The organism is Bacillus sp. JJ664 (assembly GCF_036962205.1).
GTDB lineage: Bacteria > Bacillota > Bacilli > Bacillales > Bacillaceae_G > Gottfriedia.
The window spans coordinates 1-21,796 of the sequence record NZ_JBALMS010000104.1 but is presented as its reverse complement, the minus strand read 5'-3'; the positions used below and the strand labels follow the sequence as shown (position 1 = coordinate 21,796).

At 34.1% G+C, this 21,796-nt stretch carries 21 protein-coding genes and 2 riboswitches; of the genes, 6 read left to right on the top strand and 15 right to left on the bottom strand.

Annotation, left to right across the window (positions count from 1 at the left end):
* Positions 1-348: 348 nt before the first annotated feature.
* The 6 genes from V7056_RS15865 to guaA all read right to left on the bottom strand — a co-directional run bounded on the left by V7056_RS15865 (position 349) and on the right by guaA (position 8,636).
* The gene (locus tag V7056_RS15865; RefSeq protein ID WP_499703397.1) at positions 349-2,031 is read right to left on the bottom strand and encodes a glycerol-3-phosphate dehydrogenase/oxidase; all 1,683 of its coding nucleotides are present in this window, start codon (positions 2,029-2,031) and stop codon (positions 349-351) included.
* Between the two features lie 134 nt (positions 2,032-2,165).
* Complete coding sequence (glpK, locus tag V7056_RS15860; RefSeq protein WP_499703396.1) at positions 2,166-3,656, bottom strand: glycerol kinase GlpK; 1,491 nt, start codon at positions 3,654-3,656, stop codon at positions 2,166-2,168.
* A gap of 14 nt (positions 3,657-3,670) precedes the next feature.
* Positions 3,671-4,492: an MIP/aquaporin family protein gene (locus V7056_RS15855; protein WP_499703395.1), complete on the bottom strand. Its 822-nt coding sequence runs from the start codon at positions 4,490-4,492 to the stop codon at positions 3,671-3,673.
* 220 nt (positions 4,493-4,712) lie between these two features.
* Complete coding sequence (locus V7056_RS15850) at positions 4,713-5,273, bottom strand: glycerol-3-phosphate responsive antiterminator (protein ID WP_499703394.1); 561 nt, start codon at positions 5,271-5,273, stop codon at positions 4,713-4,715.
* 120 nt (positions 5,274-5,393) lie between these two features.
* Positions 5,394-6,722, bottom strand: a complete 1,329-nt coding sequence (locus tag V7056_RS15845; protein WP_499703398.1) for an NCS2 family permease — start codon at positions 6,720-6,722, stop codon at positions 5,394-5,396.
* 171 nt (positions 6,723-6,893) lie between these two features.
* Positions 6,894-6,992: riboswitch (purine riboswitch) on the bottom strand.
* A gap of 108 nt (positions 6,993-7,100) precedes the next feature.
* On the bottom strand, positions 7,101-8,636 hold the full coding sequence (gene guaA / locus V7056_RS15840; protein WP_499703393.1) for a glutamine-hydrolyzing GMP synthase: 1,536 nt from the start codon (positions 8,634-8,636) through the stop codon (positions 7,101-7,103).
* Positions 8,637-8,781: 145 nt separating this feature from the next.
* A riboswitch (purine riboswitch) is annotated at positions 8,782-8,884 on the bottom strand.
* A 160-nt stretch (positions 8,885-9,044) separates the two neighbouring features.
* On the opposite strand from guaA, the gene V7056_RS15835 reads away from it, so the two are divergent.
* The 3 genes from V7056_RS15835 to V7056_RS15825 are packed head-to-tail and all read left to right on the top strand — an operon-like array spanning position 9,045 to position 10,319.
* Positions 9,045-9,650, top strand: a complete 606-nt coding sequence (locus tag V7056_RS15835) for a TetR/AcrR family transcriptional regulator (protein ID WP_499703392.1) — start codon at positions 9,045-9,047, stop codon at positions 9,648-9,650.
* Complete coding sequence (locus V7056_RS15830; RefSeq protein WP_499703391.1) at positions 9,647-9,997, top strand: DMT family transporter; 351 nt, start codon at positions 9,647-9,649, stop codon at positions 9,995-9,997. The genes V7056_RS15835 and V7056_RS15830 overlap by 4 nt, the downstream gene beginning before the upstream one ends.
* Position 9,998: 1 nt before the next feature.
* Complete coding sequence (locus V7056_RS15825) at positions 9,999-10,319, top strand: DMT family transporter (protein ID WP_499703390.1); 321 nt, start codon at positions 9,999-10,001, stop codon at positions 10,317-10,319.
* 213 nt (positions 10,320-10,532) lie between these two features.
* Here the strand turns inward: V7056_RS15825 and V7056_RS15820 are convergent, their stop codons facing one another.
* Positions 10,533-11,306, bottom strand: a complete 774-nt coding sequence (locus tag V7056_RS15820; RefSeq protein WP_499703389.1) for a peptidoglycan recognition protein family protein — start codon at positions 11,304-11,306, stop codon at positions 10,533-10,535.
* Between the two features lie 143 nt (positions 11,307-11,449).
* A complete protein-coding gene (locus tag V7056_RS15815; RefSeq protein ID WP_088004230.1) occupies positions 11,450-11,854 on the bottom strand; it encodes a hypothetical protein in 405 nt (134 codons plus the stop codon).
* 229 nt (positions 11,855-12,083) lie between these two features.
* On the opposite strand from V7056_RS15815, the gene V7056_RS15810 reads away from it, so the two are divergent.
* Positions 12,084-12,935, top strand: coding sequence for an ATP-dependent DNA ligase (locus V7056_RS15810; protein WP_499703388.1), 852 nt, complete (start codon positions 12,084-12,086; stop codon positions 12,933-12,935).
* 97 nt (positions 12,936-13,032) lie between these two features.
* Here V7056_RS15810 and groL read toward each other — a convergent pair whose 3' ends face one another.
* On the bottom strand, positions 13,033-14,658 hold the full coding sequence (gene groL, locus V7056_RS15805; RefSeq protein ID WP_499703387.1) for a chaperonin GroEL: 1,626 nt from the start codon (positions 14,656-14,658) through the stop codon (positions 13,033-13,035).
* A 57-nt stretch (positions 14,659-14,715) separates the two neighbouring features.
* The gene (groES, locus tag V7056_RS15800; RefSeq protein ID WP_025672094.1) at positions 14,716-15,000 is read right to left on the bottom strand and encodes a co-chaperone GroES; all 285 of its coding nucleotides are present in this window, start codon (positions 14,998-15,000) and stop codon (positions 14,716-14,718) included.
* 276 nt (positions 15,001-15,276) lie between these two features.
* On the opposite strand from groES, the gene V7056_RS15795 reads away from it, so the two are divergent.
* Positions 15,277-15,963, top strand: a complete 687-nt coding sequence (locus V7056_RS15795; RefSeq protein ID WP_499703386.1) for a CPBP family intramembrane glutamic endopeptidase — start codon at positions 15,277-15,279, stop codon at positions 15,961-15,963.
* Positions 15,964-15,999: 36 nt separating this feature from the next.
* Here V7056_RS15795 and V7056_RS15790 read toward each other — a convergent pair whose 3' ends face one another.
* Positions 16,000-16,626 (bottom strand): redox-sensing transcriptional repressor Rex, encoded by a 627-nt coding sequence (locus tag V7056_RS15790; RefSeq protein ID WP_192604434.1) that lies wholly within the window; start codon positions 16,624-16,626, stop codon positions 16,000-16,002.
* 167 nt (positions 16,627-16,793) lie between these two features.
* Between V7056_RS15790 and V7056_RS15785 the strand changes: the two genes are divergently transcribed.
* Positions 16,794-18,722 (top strand): ABC-F family ATP-binding cassette domain-containing protein, encoded by a 1,929-nt coding sequence (locus tag V7056_RS15785; protein WP_499703385.1) that lies wholly within the window; start codon positions 16,794-16,796, stop codon positions 18,720-18,722.
* 218 nt (positions 18,723-18,940) lie between these two features.
* Here the strand turns inward: V7056_RS15785 and tsaD are convergent, their stop codons facing one another.
* The 4 genes from tsaD to tsaE are packed head-to-tail and all read right to left on the bottom strand — an operon-like array spanning position 18,941 to position 21,564.
* Positions 18,941-19,966, bottom strand: coding sequence for a tRNA (adenosine(37)-N6)-threonylcarbamoyltransferase complex transferase subunit TsaD (gene tsaD / locus V7056_RS15780; protein WP_499703384.1), 1,026 nt, complete (start codon positions 19,964-19,966; stop codon positions 18,941-18,943).
* On the bottom strand, positions 19,950-20,414 hold the full coding sequence (rimI, locus tag V7056_RS15775; RefSeq protein WP_499703383.1) for a ribosomal protein S18-alanine N-acetyltransferase: 465 nt from the start codon (positions 20,412-20,414) through the stop codon (positions 19,950-19,952). The genes tsaD and rimI overlap by 17 nt, the downstream gene beginning before the upstream one ends.
* 9 nt (positions 20,415-20,423) lie before the next feature.
* Positions 20,424-21,116 (bottom strand): tRNA (adenosine(37)-N6)-threonylcarbamoyltransferase complex dimerization subunit type 1 TsaB, encoded by a 693-nt coding sequence (gene tsaB / locus V7056_RS15770; RefSeq protein ID WP_499703382.1) that lies wholly within the window; start codon positions 21,114-21,116, stop codon positions 20,424-20,426.
* Positions 21,097-21,564, bottom strand: a complete 468-nt coding sequence (tsaE, locus tag V7056_RS15765; RefSeq protein WP_088004185.1) for a tRNA (adenosine(37)-N6)-threonylcarbamoyltransferase complex ATPase subunit type 1 TsaE — start codon at positions 21,562-21,564, stop codon at positions 21,097-21,099. The genes tsaB and tsaE overlap by 20 nt, the downstream gene beginning before the upstream one ends.
* Positions 21,565-21,796: the final 232 nt, after the last annotated feature.

Genomic DNA, 21,796 nt, shown 5'->3' with positions numbered 1-21,796 from the left:
TCACTCGTAAGCGACTTAAATATCATAACACTCTCAAACGTTTATGTCAACGTTTGTTTAAATGTTTTTTTATTTTGTTGTTAGTGTTTCGCAACAACATAAATTAATATAACAGTTAGCTGATCGGATTACAACCCATAAATTAAAAGTAATATTATTCAGAATAATCATTCGTCCTTTATCTTAAACATTTAGAATATGAATCTTCTATTATATAAATTGTATCTGAACTACTATCCACATTGCGATATAAAGGAATATAAAAAATGCTCCTTATTCCTATATAAAATAAGAAGCATCTTTTAAAATGAACCATTTCACCACTAGAACAAAAACTTTGCTCATAGATTATGCGTATGTTGGTGCATCTAATTGATTTTTTGGCGAAACTGCATCATTTAATGCCATCTCCAACTCATTAGCATATTTTACTTTTTGATCTTTACTCCACCCAAATTCAGCTGACATATACGCTATTACTGCATCTTTCCACTCATATACCCAATTAATATCAAAAAACAATGCACCTGTGCGGCGTATAAAAAAGTCTACTGGCTTTACAGTCATTTCATAATGCATTGCATAAATAAGTGGTATTAGCACATCTATCGGTAAATTAAATTGTTTTAGTTCCTCTTTGTGTTCCCTAACTAACTGGAAAATCGTATCAACGTTTGATCCATAAAATTTCACAAATTGTTCTGCTTGTTTACTTGTTAATCCCAACTTCTGACCTTCTTTAGACTTATTTATTATAAATGTAGAAAATTGTTTCGCACCACCTACATGCCCTCCCGAAATAGGCATATGTCTCGTATTACTTTTTGGATATGCTCTACTATGTCCTTCTTTCGTTATTAAATCCGTCACATAATCTATAACCAATTCTGCCATTTTACGATAACCCGTTAATTTCCCTCCCGCAATAGTGATTAATCCGGAATCCGATGTCCAAATTTCATCTTTACGTGAGATTTCAGAAGCATTCTTTCCTTCTTCATATATCAAAGGTCGAACTCCAGCCCAGCTAGATTCGATATCATTTTCTGTAATCATCACTGTAGGGAACATATAGTTAATCGCATCAATAATATACTTACTATCCTCTTTCGTCATTTTCGGTAAGGCTGCATCATCATTATAAAACGTGTCGGTTGTACCAACATATGTTTTGCCACCACGTGGAATTGCAAACACCATACGGCCATCTGTTGTATCAAAGTAAATCGCTTGACCTAATGGAAAACGCATATGATCAATTACTAAGTGGACACCTTTTGATAATTGAAGTATTTTTCCTTTTTTCGAGTGATCCTTTTCCCTTAGGCTATCAACCCAAGGTCCAGCCGCATTTACTATTTTTTTACCGTACACTTCATATACTTCACCATCTAGTAGATCCACCACAAGGACACCACACACTTTTCCATTCTTATATAAGAATCCATCTACTTTTGCATAGTTTACCGCTTTTGCTCCTTGGTCAATCGCTTCCTTCATTACTTCAATCGTTAAACGAGCATCGTCGGTACGATATTCAACGTAATATCCACCACCTTTTAATCCCTCTTGTTTAACAAGTGGTTCCTTTTTTATCGTTTCTTCACGATTAAACATTTTCCTACGTTCACTTCTCTTAACTCCAGCTAGGAAATCATAAACTCTAAGGCCAATTGATGTACTGAAAGCACCAAAAGTACCTCCTTTATGAAACGGTAGTAACATCCATTCAGGCGTAGTAACATGCGGACCATTTTCGTAAACTATTGCCCGCTCTCTCCCTACTTCAGCGACCATCTTTACTTCAAATTGTTTTAAATATCGTAAACCACCATGTACTAATTTTGTAGATCGACTAGATGTACCTGCTGCGAAATCCTGCATTTCAAAGACAATCGTTGATAAACCTCTAGTAGCACCATCAAGTGCAATCCCAGCACCAGTAATGCCTCCTCCGATTACAATTACGTCTACCTCTTGTTTATTTACTCCATTTAATAACTCTTTTCGTTGTTTACTAGAAAATTTCATGACTTTTGCCTCCTATGGTACGAAAAAAAAAGAGACCACAAACATCACTATAGAATTCGCTTCTATAGCGTGTTGTGGTCTCTCTCAATCTCCTACCGAATATTAACTTGTTTTCATCTTATCACTATCATATGTTATTTAAAAGCTTTTGTTGCTTCGATTGCCTTTTTCCAACCAGAATAAAGCTCTTCACTTACATTTTCGTCCATTTTTGGTGAAAAACTCTGATCCTTATTCCATTGTGAAGCAATCGTTTCTTGATTTTCCCAATAACCTACAGCAAGACCAGCTAAGTAAGCAGCACCCAAAGCCGTAGTTTCATTTACTTCTGGACGTTCTACAGGAACAGCTAGAATATCACTTTGGAATTGCATCAGGAAATTATTTTTAACCGCTCCACCATCTACACGCAGAGTTTTAAGCTCAATTCCCGAGTCTTTTTCCATAGCACATAAAACATCCTTTGTTTGATATGCTAAAGATTCTAGAGTAGCACGAATAAAATGTTCTTTTGTGGTGCCTCGAGTTACTCCAAAGACTGCTCCACGTACTTCACTATCCCAGTATGGCGTACCAAGCCCTACAAATGCAGGCACTACATATACTCCGTCTGTTGATTCTACTCGTTTAGCATACTCCTCACTCTGACTTGCGTCCTTAAACATACGCATACCGTCTCGTAACCATTGAATAGCTGAACCTGCAACAAAAATACTACCTTCTAATGCATACTCAACTTTACCATTTAGACCCCAAGCAATTGTCGTTAATAAACCATGTTCTGATTTAACAGCTTTTTCACCTGTATTCATTAACATGAAGCAACCTGTTCCGTAAGTATTTTTAGCCATACCTTCACCGTAGCAAGCTTGGCCGAATAGCGCCGCTTGTTGGTCACCAGCAACACCAGCTATCGGTATATTTTGACCAAAGAAGTGGAAATCCACTGTGTGACCATATACTTCAGAAGATGATCGTACTTCCGGAAGCATGCTTTTAGGAATTGTTAACATCTCAAGAAGCTCTTCATCCCAGCTTAAATCATGAATATTGTACATTAATGTGCGAGATGCATTTGAATAATCAGTAACATGTACTGCTCCACCAGATAATTTCCAAACTAGCCATGTATCAATTGTTCCAAATAATAAATCTCCATTTTCTGCTTTTTCTCTTGCACCTTCTACATGATCTAAGATCCACTTTACTTTTGTTCCCGAGAAATAAGCATCAATTAAAAGACCAGTTTTTTCACGAACCATATCACTATAGCCTTTTTCTTTTAAATCATCACAAATGTCAACAGTTTGACGTGATTGCCAAACGATCGCATTATATACAGGTTTACCAGTATTTTTATCCCAAACAACTGTTGTTTCACGCTGATTCGTAATACCAATTGCAGAAATTTGTTCTGGTTTTACATCTGCTTCACTTAGACAAGTTGCAATGACTGCTAAAATTGAACCCCAAATTTCTTGTGCATTATGTTCGACCCAACCTGGGTGTGGAAAATGTTGTGTAAATTCTTTTTGTGCAACATGTACAATTTTGCCTTCTTTATTAAAAAGAATTGCGCGTGAACTTGTTGTTCCTTGATCAAGTGAAAGGATATATTTTTTCATTTTTATTCTCCTCCTTAAGCTACTTTACTATTATTACTATTATTAACTTTCATATTACTTGTCATATAAGAGATTGCTAGAATTATCACTGTAACAAAAATCACATAATATAGGGCTACATTATTTTTACCTTCAAATATTACTTCATAAAATAACCCCGCTAATGAACCTCCTAATAAAGGAGCTACAACTGGTATCCATGCATATTTCCAGTTCGATCCGCCTTTTCCTGCAATCGGAAGTAAAAAATGTGCAATTCGAGGACCTAAATCACGAGCTGGGTTAATTGCGTATCCTGTTGTTCCACCTAATGATAAACCAATACTTACGATTAAGAAACCAACGATGAAAGGATTTAATCCATCAGCAAACTTATTTGAACCGATTGCTAAAATACCAAATACTAAGATGAATGTACCAATAAGTTCACTTAATAAATTTGCAAAAGTATTTGGGATAGCAGGCCCTGTTGCAAATACACCTAATTTCGTACCTGGATCCTCTGTTTCCTTCCAATGTGGTAAGTAATGTAAATAAACAATTGTTGCCCCAATCATTGCACCTATTATTTGTGCAGCAATATATTCAGGTACTTGGCTCCACGGAAAAGAACCTTTAAAAGCTAAACCTAACGTAACTGCTGGATTTAAATGTGCCCCACTAATACTTCCTACCGCATAAACAGCAATCGCAACTGCTAATCCCCAGCCTAATGTAATAACAATCCACCCTGAATCCTTAGCAAATGATTTCTTTAGACTCACACCTGCACAAACGCCTCCACCTAAAACAATCAACAAAGCTGTCCCAATTAACTCTCCTAAAAATGCTGACATAAAATCCCTCCACATTCAGTTTAAGTTGATCTTCGTGAGAGAACTAAATTGAATGGCCATTCGTATTTAAAGACAAAAAGACCCACAACTAAATTGTTTCTATAAGAACTATAGAAACAACCAATTGTGGATCTCTTCATTTCTCCGTCACGTATATTAACTTGTCTTTTATGCTAACTCATATATGAAAACGTTGTCAATCCTATTTTTCACATTTCTGTCAATTTTTTAGAAAATTTTTCCATAGATCTTTATCTGAGGTCGTAATTGCTGTTGCACCAGCATCTAAAGCAGCCTTTACATCATCAGTCGTCCGAATAAATCCACCTGCTAATATTGGAATACCTGTACGCTCCTTTACTTCTGTTATTACGTTTGTTAAAGCACCTGGTAAAACTTCAATAAAATCTGGCTTAGTTTTTTCTAACAAAGCAATACTTTTCTCCATCGCACTAGAATCAATCAAAAAAATACGCTGTATAGCAACAACACCTTTTTGCTTCGCCTTTATTATCACATTTGACTTTGTAGATAATAGCCCAAATGGTTGAAACTCCTGGCATAAATATTCCGCTGCATACCCATCACTTTGCAAACCATGAATTAGATCGACATGTAAAAATACTTTCTTACTATGTTGCTTAGCAAGCGAGACTACGCTTTTCAATTGGCCAATATGAATATCTAATATAACGATATATTCATAGGAACTAGTTAATAATTTTTCTAAATCCTTTATTTTTCTAACAGCTGGTAAAATTTTTTGTCCATGAAATTCCATTCAAAAATACCCTCTATTTTCATTTTTATTCTAATCGTACACAATTTTAGAAAAAAGAAAAGCCTGGACATCGAAAGAATCATCGTTGTCCAAGCTTTATATTTCGTGTTTAATTGACTACTATTCCCTGAAATACGTTAAGAATAGAAGGAATACAACAAATAGTACATACATAATCGGGTGAATTTTTTTCGCTTTTCCAGCAGCTAACATTGAAATTGGATAGAAGATAAATCCAACAGCAATACCTGTTGCAATACTGTAAGTTAATGGCATTGCAATAATTGTGAAGAAAGCTGGAACTGCTATCTCAAATTTCTTCCAATCAATTTGGCCAATTGAAGATACCATTAGTACACCAACAACGATTAATGCTGGAGAAGTTACTGCCGCTGTTACTACACCTAATAGTGGTGCAAAGAATAATGCTAATAAGAATAATAAGCCCGTAATAACCGCTGAGAATCCAGTACGTCCACCTGCAGCAACACCTGCAGTTGATTCGATATATGAAGTCGTCGTACTTGTACCAAGAGTTGAACCAACTACTACTGCAGTAGCGTCAACCATTAATGCTTTTCCAGCTCTTTCAAGTTTATTATCCTTTAATAAACCAGCCTGATTTGCAACAGCAACTAATGTACCTGTTGCATCAAAGAAGTCAACAATGAAGAATGTCAATACAACTGCAAACATTTGAGGTGAAGAGAATACATCTGGAATATGTTTAATTGCTTCACCAAATGTAGGCGCAATACTTGGAACTGGACCAACAACTGAAGAAGGTAAATCAATAATTCCAAAAATCATACCCGCGATTGCAGTTACGATCATACCTAAAAATACGCCAGCTTTTACTTTTCTAGCCATTAAAATAACAGTAATCACTAAACCGAAAATTGTTAATAATACAGCAGGTTCATTTAATTTACCAAGTGCAACAAAAGTTGCTGGGTTACTTACGATAATACCCGAATTTTTTAAACCTACAAATGTAATAAAGAAACCAATACCGCTACCGATTGCTAATTTTAATTCAATAGGAATTGCATTTATAATTTGTTCACGAAGTCCTGTTAAAGATAAGATAATGAATAAAATACCTGATACAAATACGCCAGCTAAAGCAGTTTGCCATGGAATACCCATTCCAAGAACTACGTTAAATGCAAAGAAAGCATTTAATCCCATACCTGGTGCTAAAGCAATTGGATATCTCGCATAAATACCCATTAAAATTGAACCGTACGCCGCTGCTAATGATGTAGCAACAAAAATTGCTTCTCTATTCATTCTTAATGCTTCTGGAAAATCTTTTATATCTGATAAAGAAAGAATTGATGGGTTTACGAATAAAATGTAAGCCATTGCTAGGAATGTTGTTAAACCAGCAATAGTTTCCTGACGAAATGAAGTGCCTAACTTGTTGAACTCAAAATAATTACTAATACGTTCTTTCATGTGATCCTCCTAAGTCTATTAAGTCTTAAAAGTCGGTCTCTATTGTAAAAATAGAAAAGGCGCTTTTACACAATTGGTAAAAGCGCCTATCACGAGCAGTTTCATTCTGTATTTTATAACCTATGGATAATAGAATAATAGCTAAATAGTAGGTTAAAATTACAGAAATCATTACTTCGTAGTCCGCCATTTACGGTGGCAGGTAGAGACGCTAGTCCATATTCACTAGCTTATACGACAAGTTATGACAAATTATTTATTATTTACATCCTTATATTACAACCATCTAAACTAAGTGTCAATAAAAAAAACGAACATTTAAATTAAAATGTTCGTTTTCGTTCGTTTTTTCCAAATATTAGAATGTTATTCCCACTCAATTGTTGCAGGTGGCTTGCTCGTTATATCATACACGATGCGGTTTACGTGCTTCACTTCATTAACAATACGAGTTGAGATTTTTTGTAGTACATCCCATGGGATACGTGCCCAGTCAGCAGTCATCCCATCAATTGATGTAACTGCACGAATGCCTACTGTGTAATCATACGTACGTTCGTCACCCATTACCCCAACACTACGGATATCAGGTAATACTGTGAAGTACTGCCAAATTTCTTTTTCTAGATCAGCTAATGCGATTTCTTCACGTAAAATTGCATCAGATTCACGTACGATTTCTAATTTTTGATCTGTAATTTCACCAAGTACACGAATACCTAATCCAGGACCTGGGAATGGTTGTCTCCATACGATCGCATCTGGAATACCTAGTTCAGAACCAACTGCACGTACTTCATCTTTAAATAATGTGCTTAATGGCTCAATTAATTTAAATTGCATATCCTCAGGTAATCCACCAACATTGTGATGAGATTTGATTGTTTGAGCTGTAGCCGTACCACTTTCAATGATGTCAGTGTATAATGTTCCTTGTGCTAAGAAATCCATACCTTCCAATTTATCAGCTTCGTCATCAAATACATAAATAAATTCGTTACCAATAATTTTACGTTTTTGCTCTGGATCAGAAACGCCAGCTAATTTAGATAAGAAACGCTCTTTTGCATCAACTTTAATGACATTCATATTAAAGCCTTCACTGAACGTCTTCATAACACCTTCTGCTTCGTCCTTACGTAATAACCCATGATCAACGAAGATACATGTTAACTGATCACCAATTGCTTTGTGAATTAATACAGCAACTACTGAAGAATCTACGCCACCACTAAGTGCGCAAAGTACTTTTTTGTCACCAACAGTTTGACGAATCGTTTCAAGTTCAACTTCAATAAAGTTTTTCATAGACCAATTTGCTTCACATTCGCAAATGTTGAAAACGAAGTTCTTTAATAAGTCATTACCATATTCAGAGTGACGAACCTCTGGATGGAACTGAACACCATACATTTTTTTCGCTTCATTACTCATTGCAGCAATCGGACAAGACGCACTTGTTGCATCTACTACGAAGCCTTCAGGTTGTTTCGTAACTTTATCACCATGACTCATCCATACTACATGGTCATTTGGTAGATCTTTTAATAATGCAGATTGCAATTGAATATTTAATTGAGCTTTTCCATATTCACGTTGGTCAGCTTTTTCCACTGTTCCACCAAAATGCTGAGTCATTAATTGCATACCATAGCATATTCCTAAAATAGGAAGTCCTAATTCAAATATTGCTTTATCACAATAAAAAGCATTTTCACCATATACACTGTTTGGTCCACCAGAGAAAACTATCCCCTTAGCACCCATTTCTTTAATTTCCTCAGCAGTGATTGTATGAGGACGTAATTCACTATAAACGCCAAACTCACGTATACGGCGCGCAATTAGTTGGTTATATTGGCTTCCAAAATCTAGTACAACAATCGTGTCATGTTTTTGCAAAACGGTCACCTCATCTATAATATTGAATTAACGTATCAGTTGAACTGATACTATTTTTCCCAAAAAAATAAAAAAAAGCCGATTTTCTCCCTTTTGTACATGTGTAACATGAAAAAAGAAGGCAGAAAATCAGACTTATCGCTAAATAAAGTCATGCTGCCTTCATAGTCAGAGCATGTTACGGCGCTCCGGTAGAGACTCTCGACCCATATTGTCGAGGATATATGAAGAATATTGACGTATTTTGTATTATTGTCTCATTCTATCAACGTATATTTTACCGGTCAAGGTATTTCCATATAAATTTTTATGTAAACGCTATAAGTTGAAAAGAAAATCATATTGATGTATGATTTTCCTAACGAACGGTAGGTAGTTTAATAATTGAAATTTTAAGGGGTGATTTAAATGAAAAGTAATGCAACGATTTTAAAAATACAGGAAGCTACAATTAAATTGTACGCAGAAAATGGTTATGAAAAAGCTACGATGACCGAAATTGCAAAGGCGGTTGGCATTAAAAAACCTTCCATTTATGCCCATTATGAAAATAAACAAGAGATTTTTTTAAGCATTATTGAAAACTTAAGTTCTGTGTATGTTTCAAAATTTAAACAAGAAATAGAAAAATACAATCATCTAACAGTTGAGGAGCAACTTTACTCAGTTTTAGAAAGCACTCGAACTTTTTTTCAACATGAAGACTTAGGATTATTTCTGAAAAGAATGCTGTTATTCCCTCCTAAGGAATTAGAAGGGCATTTACTAAAACGCTACGAAGAGTTTGAAAATCAATTACTTCTAATCATTCGTGGACTATTTGAAAAAGGCATAAAAAATAGTGAAATTTTTCATAAAGATGTGGATGAATTAGTAGATGCTTATATCCATTTATTAGATAGTTGTTTTATTCAATTGTTTGATCCTGATGAAGAACTAGTAAAGAAGCGACTAAAAGCTGCTTGGAGCTTTTTTTGGCGATCAATTTCATTCGAAAGGAGAGATGAAAGATGAGCTGGATTTATTTAATCATTGCAGGAATTTGCGAAATTGCTTGGGCTTTTGGACTAAAGTATTCAGATGGTTTTACAAATACAGTACCTACTATTCTGACATTAGTAGGAATTATCATTAGCTTTTATTTATTCTCTAAATCGATTAAAGTACTTCCGATTGGTACGGCATATGCAGTATTTACCGGTATTGGAGCCGCTGGAACGGTGATCATCGGAATGATATTTTTAAACGAAACAGCCTCCTTCATGAAAATTATTTTAGTTATAACACTTCTATCAGGCATTTTAGGTTTAAAATTAACAACAAAATCAAACCTTCAAGAAGATAAAGGAGGTGCTTCATAAAATGGCATGGATCTATTTATTAATTGCGGGATTAGGAGAAGTTGGTTTTGTTACTTTTATGAAGCTTTCCAACAATTTTAAAAAACTAAATTACTCTATATTATGTGTTCTCTCTGGATGGATTAGTTTTTATTTACTTTCAAAAGCTTTAAAAGTTATCCCCGTTGGAACTGGATACACAATATGGACCGGAATTGGTGCTGCTGGTTCTGTCATCATAGGAATGATGTTCTTTAAGGAATCACGCGACTGGAAGAGACTTTTCTTTATTACCCTTGTTATTGCATCTGTAATTGGTTTAAAAGTAATCTCACCTCATTAACTAAAATAATCCCTAATCTAATTTTAGCTTAGGGATTTTTTTGATTTGTTTTACCCACCCGGAGTAGAAGACATCAATACGCCTTTAAAAGGCCAAATTTTGAATACGATTAGCTTGTAATTTCATTTCAACTATTTCATCTTCTTGATAACAATTTCACTTACAAAAAGTATGATAAGATGATAGTCCCTTTATAAACCCTTCATCAAAGCATTAAAAAAGCTTGCTCCATGTTTTGGGACCGACGATTCCATCTGCCGCTAATCTGTTCTTTGTTTGGAAATTTTTAACTGCTTTTTCAGTATTTGGACCAAATATCCCATCTGCTGTTATTTTAAGTTTTTGCTGAACTTTTTTAACAGATGCTCCTCTAGAACCTTCTTTTAATATTCCTTTATACGGAACAGAATCTTTTTGGTTAGTAGATATTTGTTGTTTAGGTGGATATAAGATTGCTCTTACCTGTGCTTTGAAAGCATTAAATTTTTCTGGATCATCCACAAATGGTTTTGGACAAAGTTTGTGTGTTACATCATAATGTCTAACAATATCATTTTCATCTAATTTATAAGCTTTACATAACGCAGCAATCACTGTTGCAGTTCTCTTTATCGTAGCTGATGAAATACTCCCATCTCTCTCAACACACATTTCAACGCCTACAGATAATAAATTAGCATTTGGGGATAGCTCTGGTACGCCTCGAAATACTTCACCACGACTATTTCTTTCATACTGGTCGTTTGCATGATAAGCTACTTCATCAAATGGTATGATACAAATCGCTTCATTAGGATCTACAAAAATATGAGCAGATGCATATGTTTTATTTTTTATAGCTGTACCATTAAAGTACCTTTGATGGTTTTCAGCACTTGCTCCAGGGTTAGCCGTCCAATGCAACACTATCTTTTTAATAGCTTTTAACTTTATAGACGGTCTTGTATATTTGTTGATTGCAATAAAGTCATTTTTCCAAAGTGCCATATCTAAAGCTCCCTCTTTTTTTATTCAAGCATGTTATACTTTCTTTCTATGCTTGTACGTGCATACTAATAAAATATTCAAAGTGCAAAATTTGGTGACAAATAAAAAAAGGAGAGCATTTAGCCCTCCCCTAATCAACGTAATTATTTGGTTTTAACTGGCTTTACATAGATTGCTTGTGAAGAATTAATAGAAATACATCCATCCAAATCTTTTTCATTTAGTAAACCAAGATTTATGGCTGATTTTATTTTATCTCCATCTGGTTTTTTAATAACTTGAACTAAATCAGTTAATTTTAACTCTTCAAGTTTACTAACTGTTTCTGCATCATTAAATTTCTCTTTCTTTCTAATGATTCGCTCTAATTTCAAATTATTGATCACGAACTCGCCTTTTTCATTCTCACCAAATTGATGATCAAGAAAACCATGAAATACTTTTTGTAATTGCTCCATTTGATTTTCAATGTCTTTCTTTTTTTGACTTAAATCATAATACTCGTTTAACATTAGCTCTGTTATTCTATAACTACTTTTTTTTCCCATTTCTTTTCACCACACTTCTCAGTAGATAATTTAATTTTATTGTGAAAGAAGACAAGTTATGACTTGAAATAGGGGTAATATATCAGTAAATTAACTAATGAAGATAAAAAAATAAATATTTACTAAAAGAAACACTTGCACGCAAATTTATATAAATTAACTCAAAAACTAAAAAATGGGAAGGACTAGATTATGTATATTAACATTAATCAAGTGAGTGGATTAAAACATGTTTATTGAGCCTATGTTATTACAAACTGCTGACAACCCATTTGATTCTGATGAGCATTATTTTGAATTAAAATCTAATGGTGTTCGATTACTACTAGAACGAGAAAATGGAATAAATAAACTTTACACAGAAAATGGAACGGAATTAACAGGTAGAATACCTGAACTAGACATTCTTGAATTAGATGATTGCTATTTAGATGGGGTACTCGTTTGTTACAACGACGGTAAAGAGGATTATGAAGCAGCTTTAAATCGAGTAAATACGATTCAAGAACATAAAATTATTCAAGGTAGTAAAGAGTTCCCATTAACGTACATCGTTTTTGATATACTACGAATCAGAAAACGAAATTTGATGAAAGAACCTTTATCGACTAGAAAACAAATCCTTGCTGACATACTGAAAGACCAACAATTCATTAAAAAAAGCTTCTTTATTGAGTCAGACGGAATCAAGTTATTTGAACAAATTAAAGAATTTTCTCTTGAAGGGATTGTCGCAAAATCTAAAGATTCTTTTTATATACCGGCACACCGATCTTTGAATTGGTTAAAGATAATCAATTGGAAGTACAATGATTACTACATTACAGGTTATAAAAAACAAGGTATGGGATTATTAATCTCAGAATATAAAAACAATGAATTTGTTAATGTTGGGATCGTAGAATTTGGAATGAATAATGGTCAAAGAAAAGCATTTTTCAGCGTTACAAAACATATAAAAACTGGCGAAGATAAAATCTACACTTATGTTGAACCTTTTATCAAATGTAAAATTAAAAATAGAGGTCAGTTAAGCAATGGCGAGTTAATTGATCCTATATTTGACGATTTTATCGTATAAATGAGATACCCCTTGATTTTAAAGGGGGTTTTTGTTTTTTAGCATATAGTAAAACCCCGTAAACAATGTTTACGGGGTTTTTATTAAGGGGATGATATTACATCATACCGCCCATTCCCATGCCGCCCATGTCAGGCATTGCAGGAGCATTTTTCTCAGGTAGATCAGCTACAACAGCTTCAGTTGTTAAGAACATTGCAGAAACAGATGCTGCATTTTGAAGTGCAGAACGTGTTACTTTAGTTGGGTCAACGATTCCTTCTTCAATCATGTTTACCCATTGTCCGTTAGCAGCATTGAAACCAACGCCAACTTCAGCAGATTTTAATTTCTCGATGATTACTGATCCTTCTAAACCAGCATTTGTTGCAATTTGACGAACTGGTGATTCAAGTGCACGTAATACGATGTTGATACCTGTAGCAACATCACCTTCAGCTTCAATTGCAGCAACTTTATTGTATACGCTCATTAATGCAGTACCACCACCAGCTACAATACCTTCTTCTACTGCAGCACGTGTTGAGTTTAAAGCATCTTCAATACGTAATTTACGTTCTTTTAGCTCAGTTTCAGTTGCAGCACCAACTTTGATTACTGCTACGCCACCTGCTAATTTTGCAAGACGTTCTTGTAATTTTTCACGGTCAAATTCAGAAGTAGTTTCTTCTAATTGAGCGCGAATTAAACCAATACGTCTTTGGATCGCTGCAGTTTCACCAGCACCTTCAACGATTGTTGTATTTTCTTTTGTTACAACAACTTTTGAAGCACGGCCTAATTGAGTAATATTAGTCGTTTTAAGATCTAATCCTAATTCTTCTGTAATTACTTCACCGCCAGTTAATACTGCGATATCTTCAAGCATTGCTTTACGACGGTCACCAAATCCTGGAGCTTTAACAGTTACAGCATTAAATGTACCACGTAATTTGTTAACGATGATTGTAGCTTGCGCTTCACCTTCAACATCTTCAGCAATGATTAATAATGGCTTACCTTGTTGAACAACTTGTTCGAGAACTGGTAAGATTTCTTGAATATTTGTTACTTTTTTATCTGTAATTAAGATATATGGGTTTTCTAATTCAGCTACCATTTTATCTGAATTTGTAACCATGTAAGGTGAAGAGTATCCACGGTCAAATTGCATACCTTCTACTACTTCTAATTCAGTTGTGAAACCTTTTGATTCTTCAAGTGTAATAACACCATCATTACCAACACGTTCCATTGCTTCAGCGATTAAATCGCCTACCTCTGGATCAGCAGAAGAGATTGCAGCTACTTGTGCAATAGATTCTTTGCCTTCAATTGGTTTAGAAATCGTTTTTAATTCTTCAAGTGCAACAGCAACTGCTTTTTCAATACCTTTACGGATACCCATTGGGTTTGCACCCGCTGTTACGTTTTTAAGACCTTCACGAATCATCGCTTGTGCTAATACAGTTGCAGTTGTTGTACCGTCCCCAGCAATTTCATTTGTTTTGCTAGCAACCTCTGCTACTAATTTAGCGCCCATGTTTTCAAACGCATCTTCTAATTCGATTTCTTTAGCGATTGTTACACCATCATTTGTAATTAATGGAGAACCAAATTTTTTCTCAAGAACTACGTTACGCCCTTTTGGTCCTAATGTTACTTTTACAGCATCAGCTAAAGCATCTACACCACGTAGCATTGCGCGACGTGCTTCTTCACCAAATCTAATGTCCTTTGCCATTAAAATGACCTCCTTAAAATTTTAAAAATTATTTTATTACCTAAGTATTTTATTTAATTAACCTATAATTGCTAGAATATCATTTTCACGAAGTACAAGGTATTCTGTACCACCGTATTTAACTTCAGTACCAGAGTATTTAGAGAAGATGATGCGGTCACCTACAGATACTTCTAAAGCAACGCGCTCGCCGTTTTCAAGTACACGCCCAGTACCTACTGCAACAACTTTGCCCTCTTGTGGCTTTTCTTGTGCACTACCTGGTAATACGATACCGCTAGCAGTTTTTTCTTCAGACTCAACAAGCTCAATTACAACACGATCACCTAATGGTTTTAACATGTGTAATACCTCCTCAATAATCTAATCATTATTTTTTAGCACTCATTAATATTGAGTGCTAACACAATTATTAGTTTAAATAATATCAAAAGATTTTGCAAGTCCGAAGCTAGCACTTTTCTTGTCGAAATTTATTAATTTTAATTAACGTATTTTAAAGAAGTTTAATAAAAATATGTAAATACCTTTTAAGAACCCCCTTAAACGAGTACAATAATGTACATGTTGTTATAAACCTTTGGGTTATGAAAATATCAACACAAAGGAGTTATCGTTTTGAAAACAAGAGATTTATGGATTTTATTAACGTATGTTTTGATTCAGTATTCTGGATTGTATGGTGTTCGTTTTCTATTAAATAGTAGTTTATATGAAGGTTTAGACAAAGAGACAGCCAAAATTGAAGCAGTAGGTTTATGGGGTTGCATTAGTTTTATTACAGGTCTTTTAATTATTTTAATTTTATTAAGAACTCCAATCTCAATTGGAATTAAAAATCTTTCATCTAGTTTTACGCTGACAATATTAAAATGGGCTTTAATTGGTTATGGTGTCACAATGATTACTCAGATTGTATGTAATCTCATTTTAATTTTAATTTTTGATTTAGATAAAGGGTCAGAAAATACGCAAAACATTATTCATATCGCTAAGCTAAACCCAGCCTTTATCGTCATTCCAAGTTTGATTGCACCGATATTGGAAGAAATCGTATTCCGTCGCATTATTTTCAAAAAGCTATTTGAACGTTTTCCATTTATTGTTTCAGCTGGAATAAGTTCAGTTATTTTTGCGTTCATGCACGGCGACTTGCCATTCTTTTTATCTTATTTTCTGATCGGATTTATATTTTGTTATCTATATAAACGAACAAATTCAATTTTAGTTCCAATTTTAACTCATATGTTTATGAACTCATTTGTCGTATTCCAACAACTGAAATTATTTCATTTCATCTATTAAATAAAACCCCCATTCGATTGGGGGTTTTTAATTTCCTTATTGTTGTAAGAAGTATGCTAGTGTTTGTAACTCAACAGCCAAATCAATATGATGTATTCGAATATGTTCTGGTACACTAATACGTGCAGGCGTAAAATTCAAAATACCTCTTATATTTTTACCTTTTAAACGGTCTGCAATCGACTGTGCAACTTGAGCAGGAACTGTAAGAATGACGATTTGAATATCATCGTTCATTATTTCTTCTAATTTATCAAGATTATAGACTGGTACTCCACCTATTTCTGTTCCAATCTTCATTGGGTCGATATCAAACGCCATTTCAATCTTTGTATTATTGTTTTTTATAAAATTATAATGTAAAAATGCGGTTCCTAAATTCCCCACACCGATTAACGCTACTTTCATTACTTCGTGTTGGTTAAGCGCTTTCGAAAAAAAAGTTAATAAATAATTTACATTATAGCCATACCCTTTTTTTCCTAAGGCACCAAAATACGAAAAATCTCTTCTAATTGTAGCGGAATCTACTTTTACTGCTTCACTTAACTCTGCTGAAGAAACTCTTTGTTTACCTGATAAAGACAAATTCTTTATAAAACGGTAATATAAAGGTAGACGTTTAGCAGTAGCTTGTGGAATTTTAATTTGTTCCGACTCCATTTTACAATCCCCCACTTACTGTTACTGTAATTCTTTTTACTATATTGTGTAAATAGCCTTCATTTTAGTAATAAAGTACTTGTTCTACTGTAAAATATACACTATATTTATGAATTTTGACAGTAAACAGTTTAATAGATAAAAAATTTTGCAATGAGGTGAATATCTTGATCCTATTACAAGTTAATAATGTCTCCAAATATTTCGGCAGTGACATTATACTTTCAAATATTAAATTAGAAGTTCAGACGAATGATCGAGTAGCAATTGTTGGTCGAAATGGTGCTGGTAAGTCTACTCTTTTAAAAATTATCGCCGGTGAAATATCATATGATGGCGGAGAATTAATTAAACCAAAAGATGTCACGATTGGATACTTAGCTCAAAACTCTGGCTTACAAAGTGATCGCTCAATTTGGGAAGAATACTACTCTGTATTCAACCATTTGGTAGAAATGCAAGATAACATGAGAAAGCTAGAACATAAAATGACCCAAGAAGATGTTTATTCAAATCAAACCGTTTACGACAAAATTGTGAATGAATATGATCATCTTCAATTTACATTTAAAGAAAGTGGCGGATATCAGTTTGAAGCAGATATTCGTTCAATTATAAGTGGTCTTGGCTTTTCAAATGAAGACTACACTACAAAGATATCATCATTAAGTGGTGGTCAGAAAACGAGACTGGCGTTAGGTAAGCTATTACTAACAAAACCTGATTTATTAATTCTGGACGAGCCTACAAACCATTTAGACATTGATACACTTAGCTGGCTTGAACGTTATTTACAATCTTACCCTGGCGCCGTATTAATCGTGTCACATGATCGCTATTTTCTTGATCAAGTTGTAAATATCGTTTATGAGATTTCAAACCATAAGCATCAAAGATATATTGGGAATTATAGTAAGCATCTAGAACTTAAAGCAGCTCAATATGAACAAGACTTAAAACAGTTTGAGAAACAGCAAGAACAAATCGCCAAGCTCGAAGATTTTGTTCAGAGAAATATCGCGCGTGCTTCAACTACAAAAAGAGCCCAAAGTCGTCGAAAACAACTAGATCGAATGGTCAGAGTAGATAGACCACAAGGAGATGAGTCTTCTGCCAATTTTTCTTTTACAATAGAAAAACAAAGTGGAAATGATGTACTTAACGTGAGCGACCTTTTCATTGGTTACGACCGTGTACCGACTATAGATCAGTCAATGTACTTTGTTCTTAATCGTGGAGATAGTGTTGCCCTTGTAGGACCAAATGGAGTTGGAAAATCAACATTACTTAAAACGATTATTGGAGATTTAGAAAAATTACAAGGAAGTATAGATTTCGGTGCAAATGTATTTATTGGTTATTATGATCAAGAGCAAGCTAAATTAACATCAAACAAAAGAGTTCTTGACGAGTTATGGGACGATTATCCGTTAAAGCCTGAACAAGAAATAAGAACAATCTTAGGTAACTTTTTATTCTCTGGAGATGATGTCACGAAAAATGTCTCGTCATTAAGCGGTGGAGAGAAAGCTAGATTGGCTCTTGCGAAGCTTATGATGAAAAAAGCAAACTTCTTAATTCTGGATGAGCCAACGAACCACTTAGATTTGGATAGTAAGGAAGTATTAGAAAATGCTCTTCTAGATTACCCAGGAACAATCTTATTTGTTTCCCATGATCGATACTTTATGAACAGGTTATCCACAAAAACATTTGAACTAGCAAAAGAAGGTTTAACTCCTTACTTAGGCGATTATGATTATTATTTATTCAAGAAAAATGAAGCTTATGAAAAAGAACTGGCTGAAAAGGAAAACGGTAAAAGTCAGATTCTTCAATCCAGTCAACAACCTGTTTCAGATTACCAACAGGATAAAGAGTTAAAGAAAAAGCTACGCCAAACACAACGTCGTATAGAAGAGATTGAAAGTAGCATTTCAAATATCGAGAAAGAAATCGAACAGATCGAACTTGAGCTGTGTAAACCAGAAGTTTACGGAGATTTCCAACTCGTACAAGAACTAACTACTAAGAAAAACGATCATGAAACAAATTTAATGTCTCTTATGGAAGAATGGGAGAACTTACAAGAATAACCAAAGAACGGATACGCGAAAAGCGGTCCGTTTTTTATTTATCTACATGTTTATCCACAAATAATTTGGAATTTTTAAGCTTTTACACAGACTTATACACATTATCCACAGTTATCATCTAAAGTTATACACATTATTGTTCACATAATGTTATTAAGTTGTAAACAAACTAAAAAGACTTATCCACATATTTTGTTGAAAATGTGAATAAGTCTATTTTACATATTTTCTAAATCTAAACCTGGATTACCATTTAAAGATAAGCTAGATCGTTTTCCTTGTTTAAAACGAACATATGCGGCTGCACCAATCATAGCAGCATTATCAGTACAAAGTGAAAGAGGTGGAATGACTAACTCTTTATCACTAAATATACTCATTTCTTTTTGTAATGAAGCACGCAAGCCTTTGTTTGCAGCAACTCCACCTGCTAACAATACTTGTTTGACATCATATTCTTTTGCTGCTTGAATTGTTTTCGTAACAATTACTTCTACAACACTCTCTTGAAAGCTTGCAGCAACATCTTCTGGGGATATCTCCATTCCACGTTGTTCAGCATTGTGCATATAATTAATAACAGCTGATTTCAATCCACTAAAGCTGAAATCGTAGCTACCTTCCTCTAACCATGCTCTAGGAAAAGGAATATTTGCACTTCCTTCTTGCGCCAAACGATCAATATGTGGACCACCTGGATAAGGAAGCTTTAAAGTTCTAGCTACTTTGTCATAAGCCTCTCCAGCTGCATCATCTCTTGTTTCACCAATTACTTCAAATTCCCCGTCTTCTTTCATATAAACAAGCTCAGTATGCCCTCCAGAGACCACAAGTGCCAGTAAAGGGAAATTCAGTTCCTGTATAAGGCGATTAGCATAAATATGACCTGCAATATGATGTACACCGATTAATGGTAAGTCATGTGCAAAAGCAATTGCTTTCGCAGCATTAACACCAATAAGTAAAGCTCCAACTAAACCTGGCCCTTCTGTTACCGCTATCGCTGATAAATCTGTATATTCAACATTTGCTTTTGACATGGCCTCTTCTATCACTAATGTGATTTGCTCTACATGTAATCTTGAAGCAACCTCAGGTACGACACCACCAAATCGCTTATGGATATCAATCTGAGTTGAAACAATATTACTTAAAATTTCATTACCATTCTTAATAACAGCTGCTGATGTCTCATCACAACTAGTTTCAATAGCAAGAATTAAACAATTATCTTTTATGATCATTTATATTCACCCACATAACTAAAGCATCCTCATAATTATCTGTATAATAACTTTTACGAATTCCTCCATCTTGGAATCCAAGCTTACGATATAATCCCTTTGCAACATCATTTGAAACCCTTACTTCTAATGTTAATGTTTCCGCACCAAGTTCACGAGCAGTGTCCATTACTGCAATAAGCAATTTTTCGCCAAGACCATTACCACGATACTCCGGCAATATGGCAATATTCGTTATATGTCCTTCATCGATAATTACCCATAATCCACAGTATCCAATGATTTCTTGGTCAACTTCTGCTACAACATAATGAGCAAATTGGTTTGTATGTAACTCATTATAAAACGCATCATAAGTCCATGGTGTTGCAAATGACTTTTTTTCTATTTCCATTATTTGATTTAAATCTTCTTCTCTCATTTGTCGAAAAGCAACTGATGAAATCATAACATCCTCCTACTTTTCTTGGTCTGCTAACCAATTTGCTTCAGCTTCAGATAATCTTAAATACTCAGGTGCAAAATCATGAACAGATTCTTCCTTTTCCTCAAGACAACAATTAAATAATTCACTTGGTCTCTGGTTGTTTAAATTATTCGTAACAAATATTGCTCGTTCGTTTAGTTGTTCAATAATATAATCCTTATGGATCGCAACATCATTGCCAATGAAAAGAATTGGCTCATTCAATGACTTTAATTTTTCCATCCAAACACTTCGATCTATATTACATTCGTCTAATATACTTGAGGTTTCATTTCCTCTAAAATCATATAGTCCTGTAAATAATAAATTTCTTCTCGCATCAAATATTGGGCAAACTAGCCCGTCAAAGTGACGACCATTTGACGCCAATACCTTCAAACTAGATACACCAACAATAGGTATATTTAATGAAAAGGCTAGTGTTTTCGCTACTGTAACACCAATTCTTACACCAGTGTAAGATCCAGGTCCTTTTGCAACTACTATCTTTGTTAATTCCTTAGGTTTAATGTTACATTCCTTCATTAAAGCATCAATTGCAGGCATTAAACGTACGGAATGATTTTTATTTATAAATGTAATGGTTTCACCAATAACTGATTCATCCTTTAAAAGACTAATTCCCATTACATTTGTTGAAGTATCAATTGCTAAAACGGTCATCTTTTATTAACTCCTTGCAAACAAATTCATACCTTGCTCCTTTAGGGAATAAAGTAATCATTCTACCATTTTCTTTATGTGTAATAACAATTTTTAAGAATTCATTTGGTAAGTAATCTGAAATTAAATGTGCCCATTCTACTACACAAACACCTTCACCCATAAAATATTCATCAAAGCCTAAATCCTCATTACTTCCTTCTAATCGATAAACATCCATATGGTATAGTGGAATTCTACCTTTATATTCTTTTATTATATTAAATGTAGGGCTGTTAACTGTTCTTTTTACGCCAAGTCCTTTTGCAAATCCCTTCGTAAAAGTTGTTTTGCCAGCACCCAAGTCACCCTCTAATAAAATAACATCTTTCTGTTGAACAATTTCACCAAGAAAATATGCAATTTGTTGCGTTTCTTCCTCAGTATTTGTATGTAAAACAATTTCCAATTACTTCACCACCAAAAAAATTTCATACTCGTCTATTCTAACTTTGCCATATTATATCATTTCAAAACATTAAGGGATTGTCAAACAGTAATAATTCCTAATACTTAATAATGTTACTAAATTTATAATGAATCTTCATTACCTATTGAAATGGTAATGCTATTTTATATATAAAAAAAAACGAAACAAATTGTTTCGTTTTAAAATTCATATGTATGGCGGTCCCGACCGG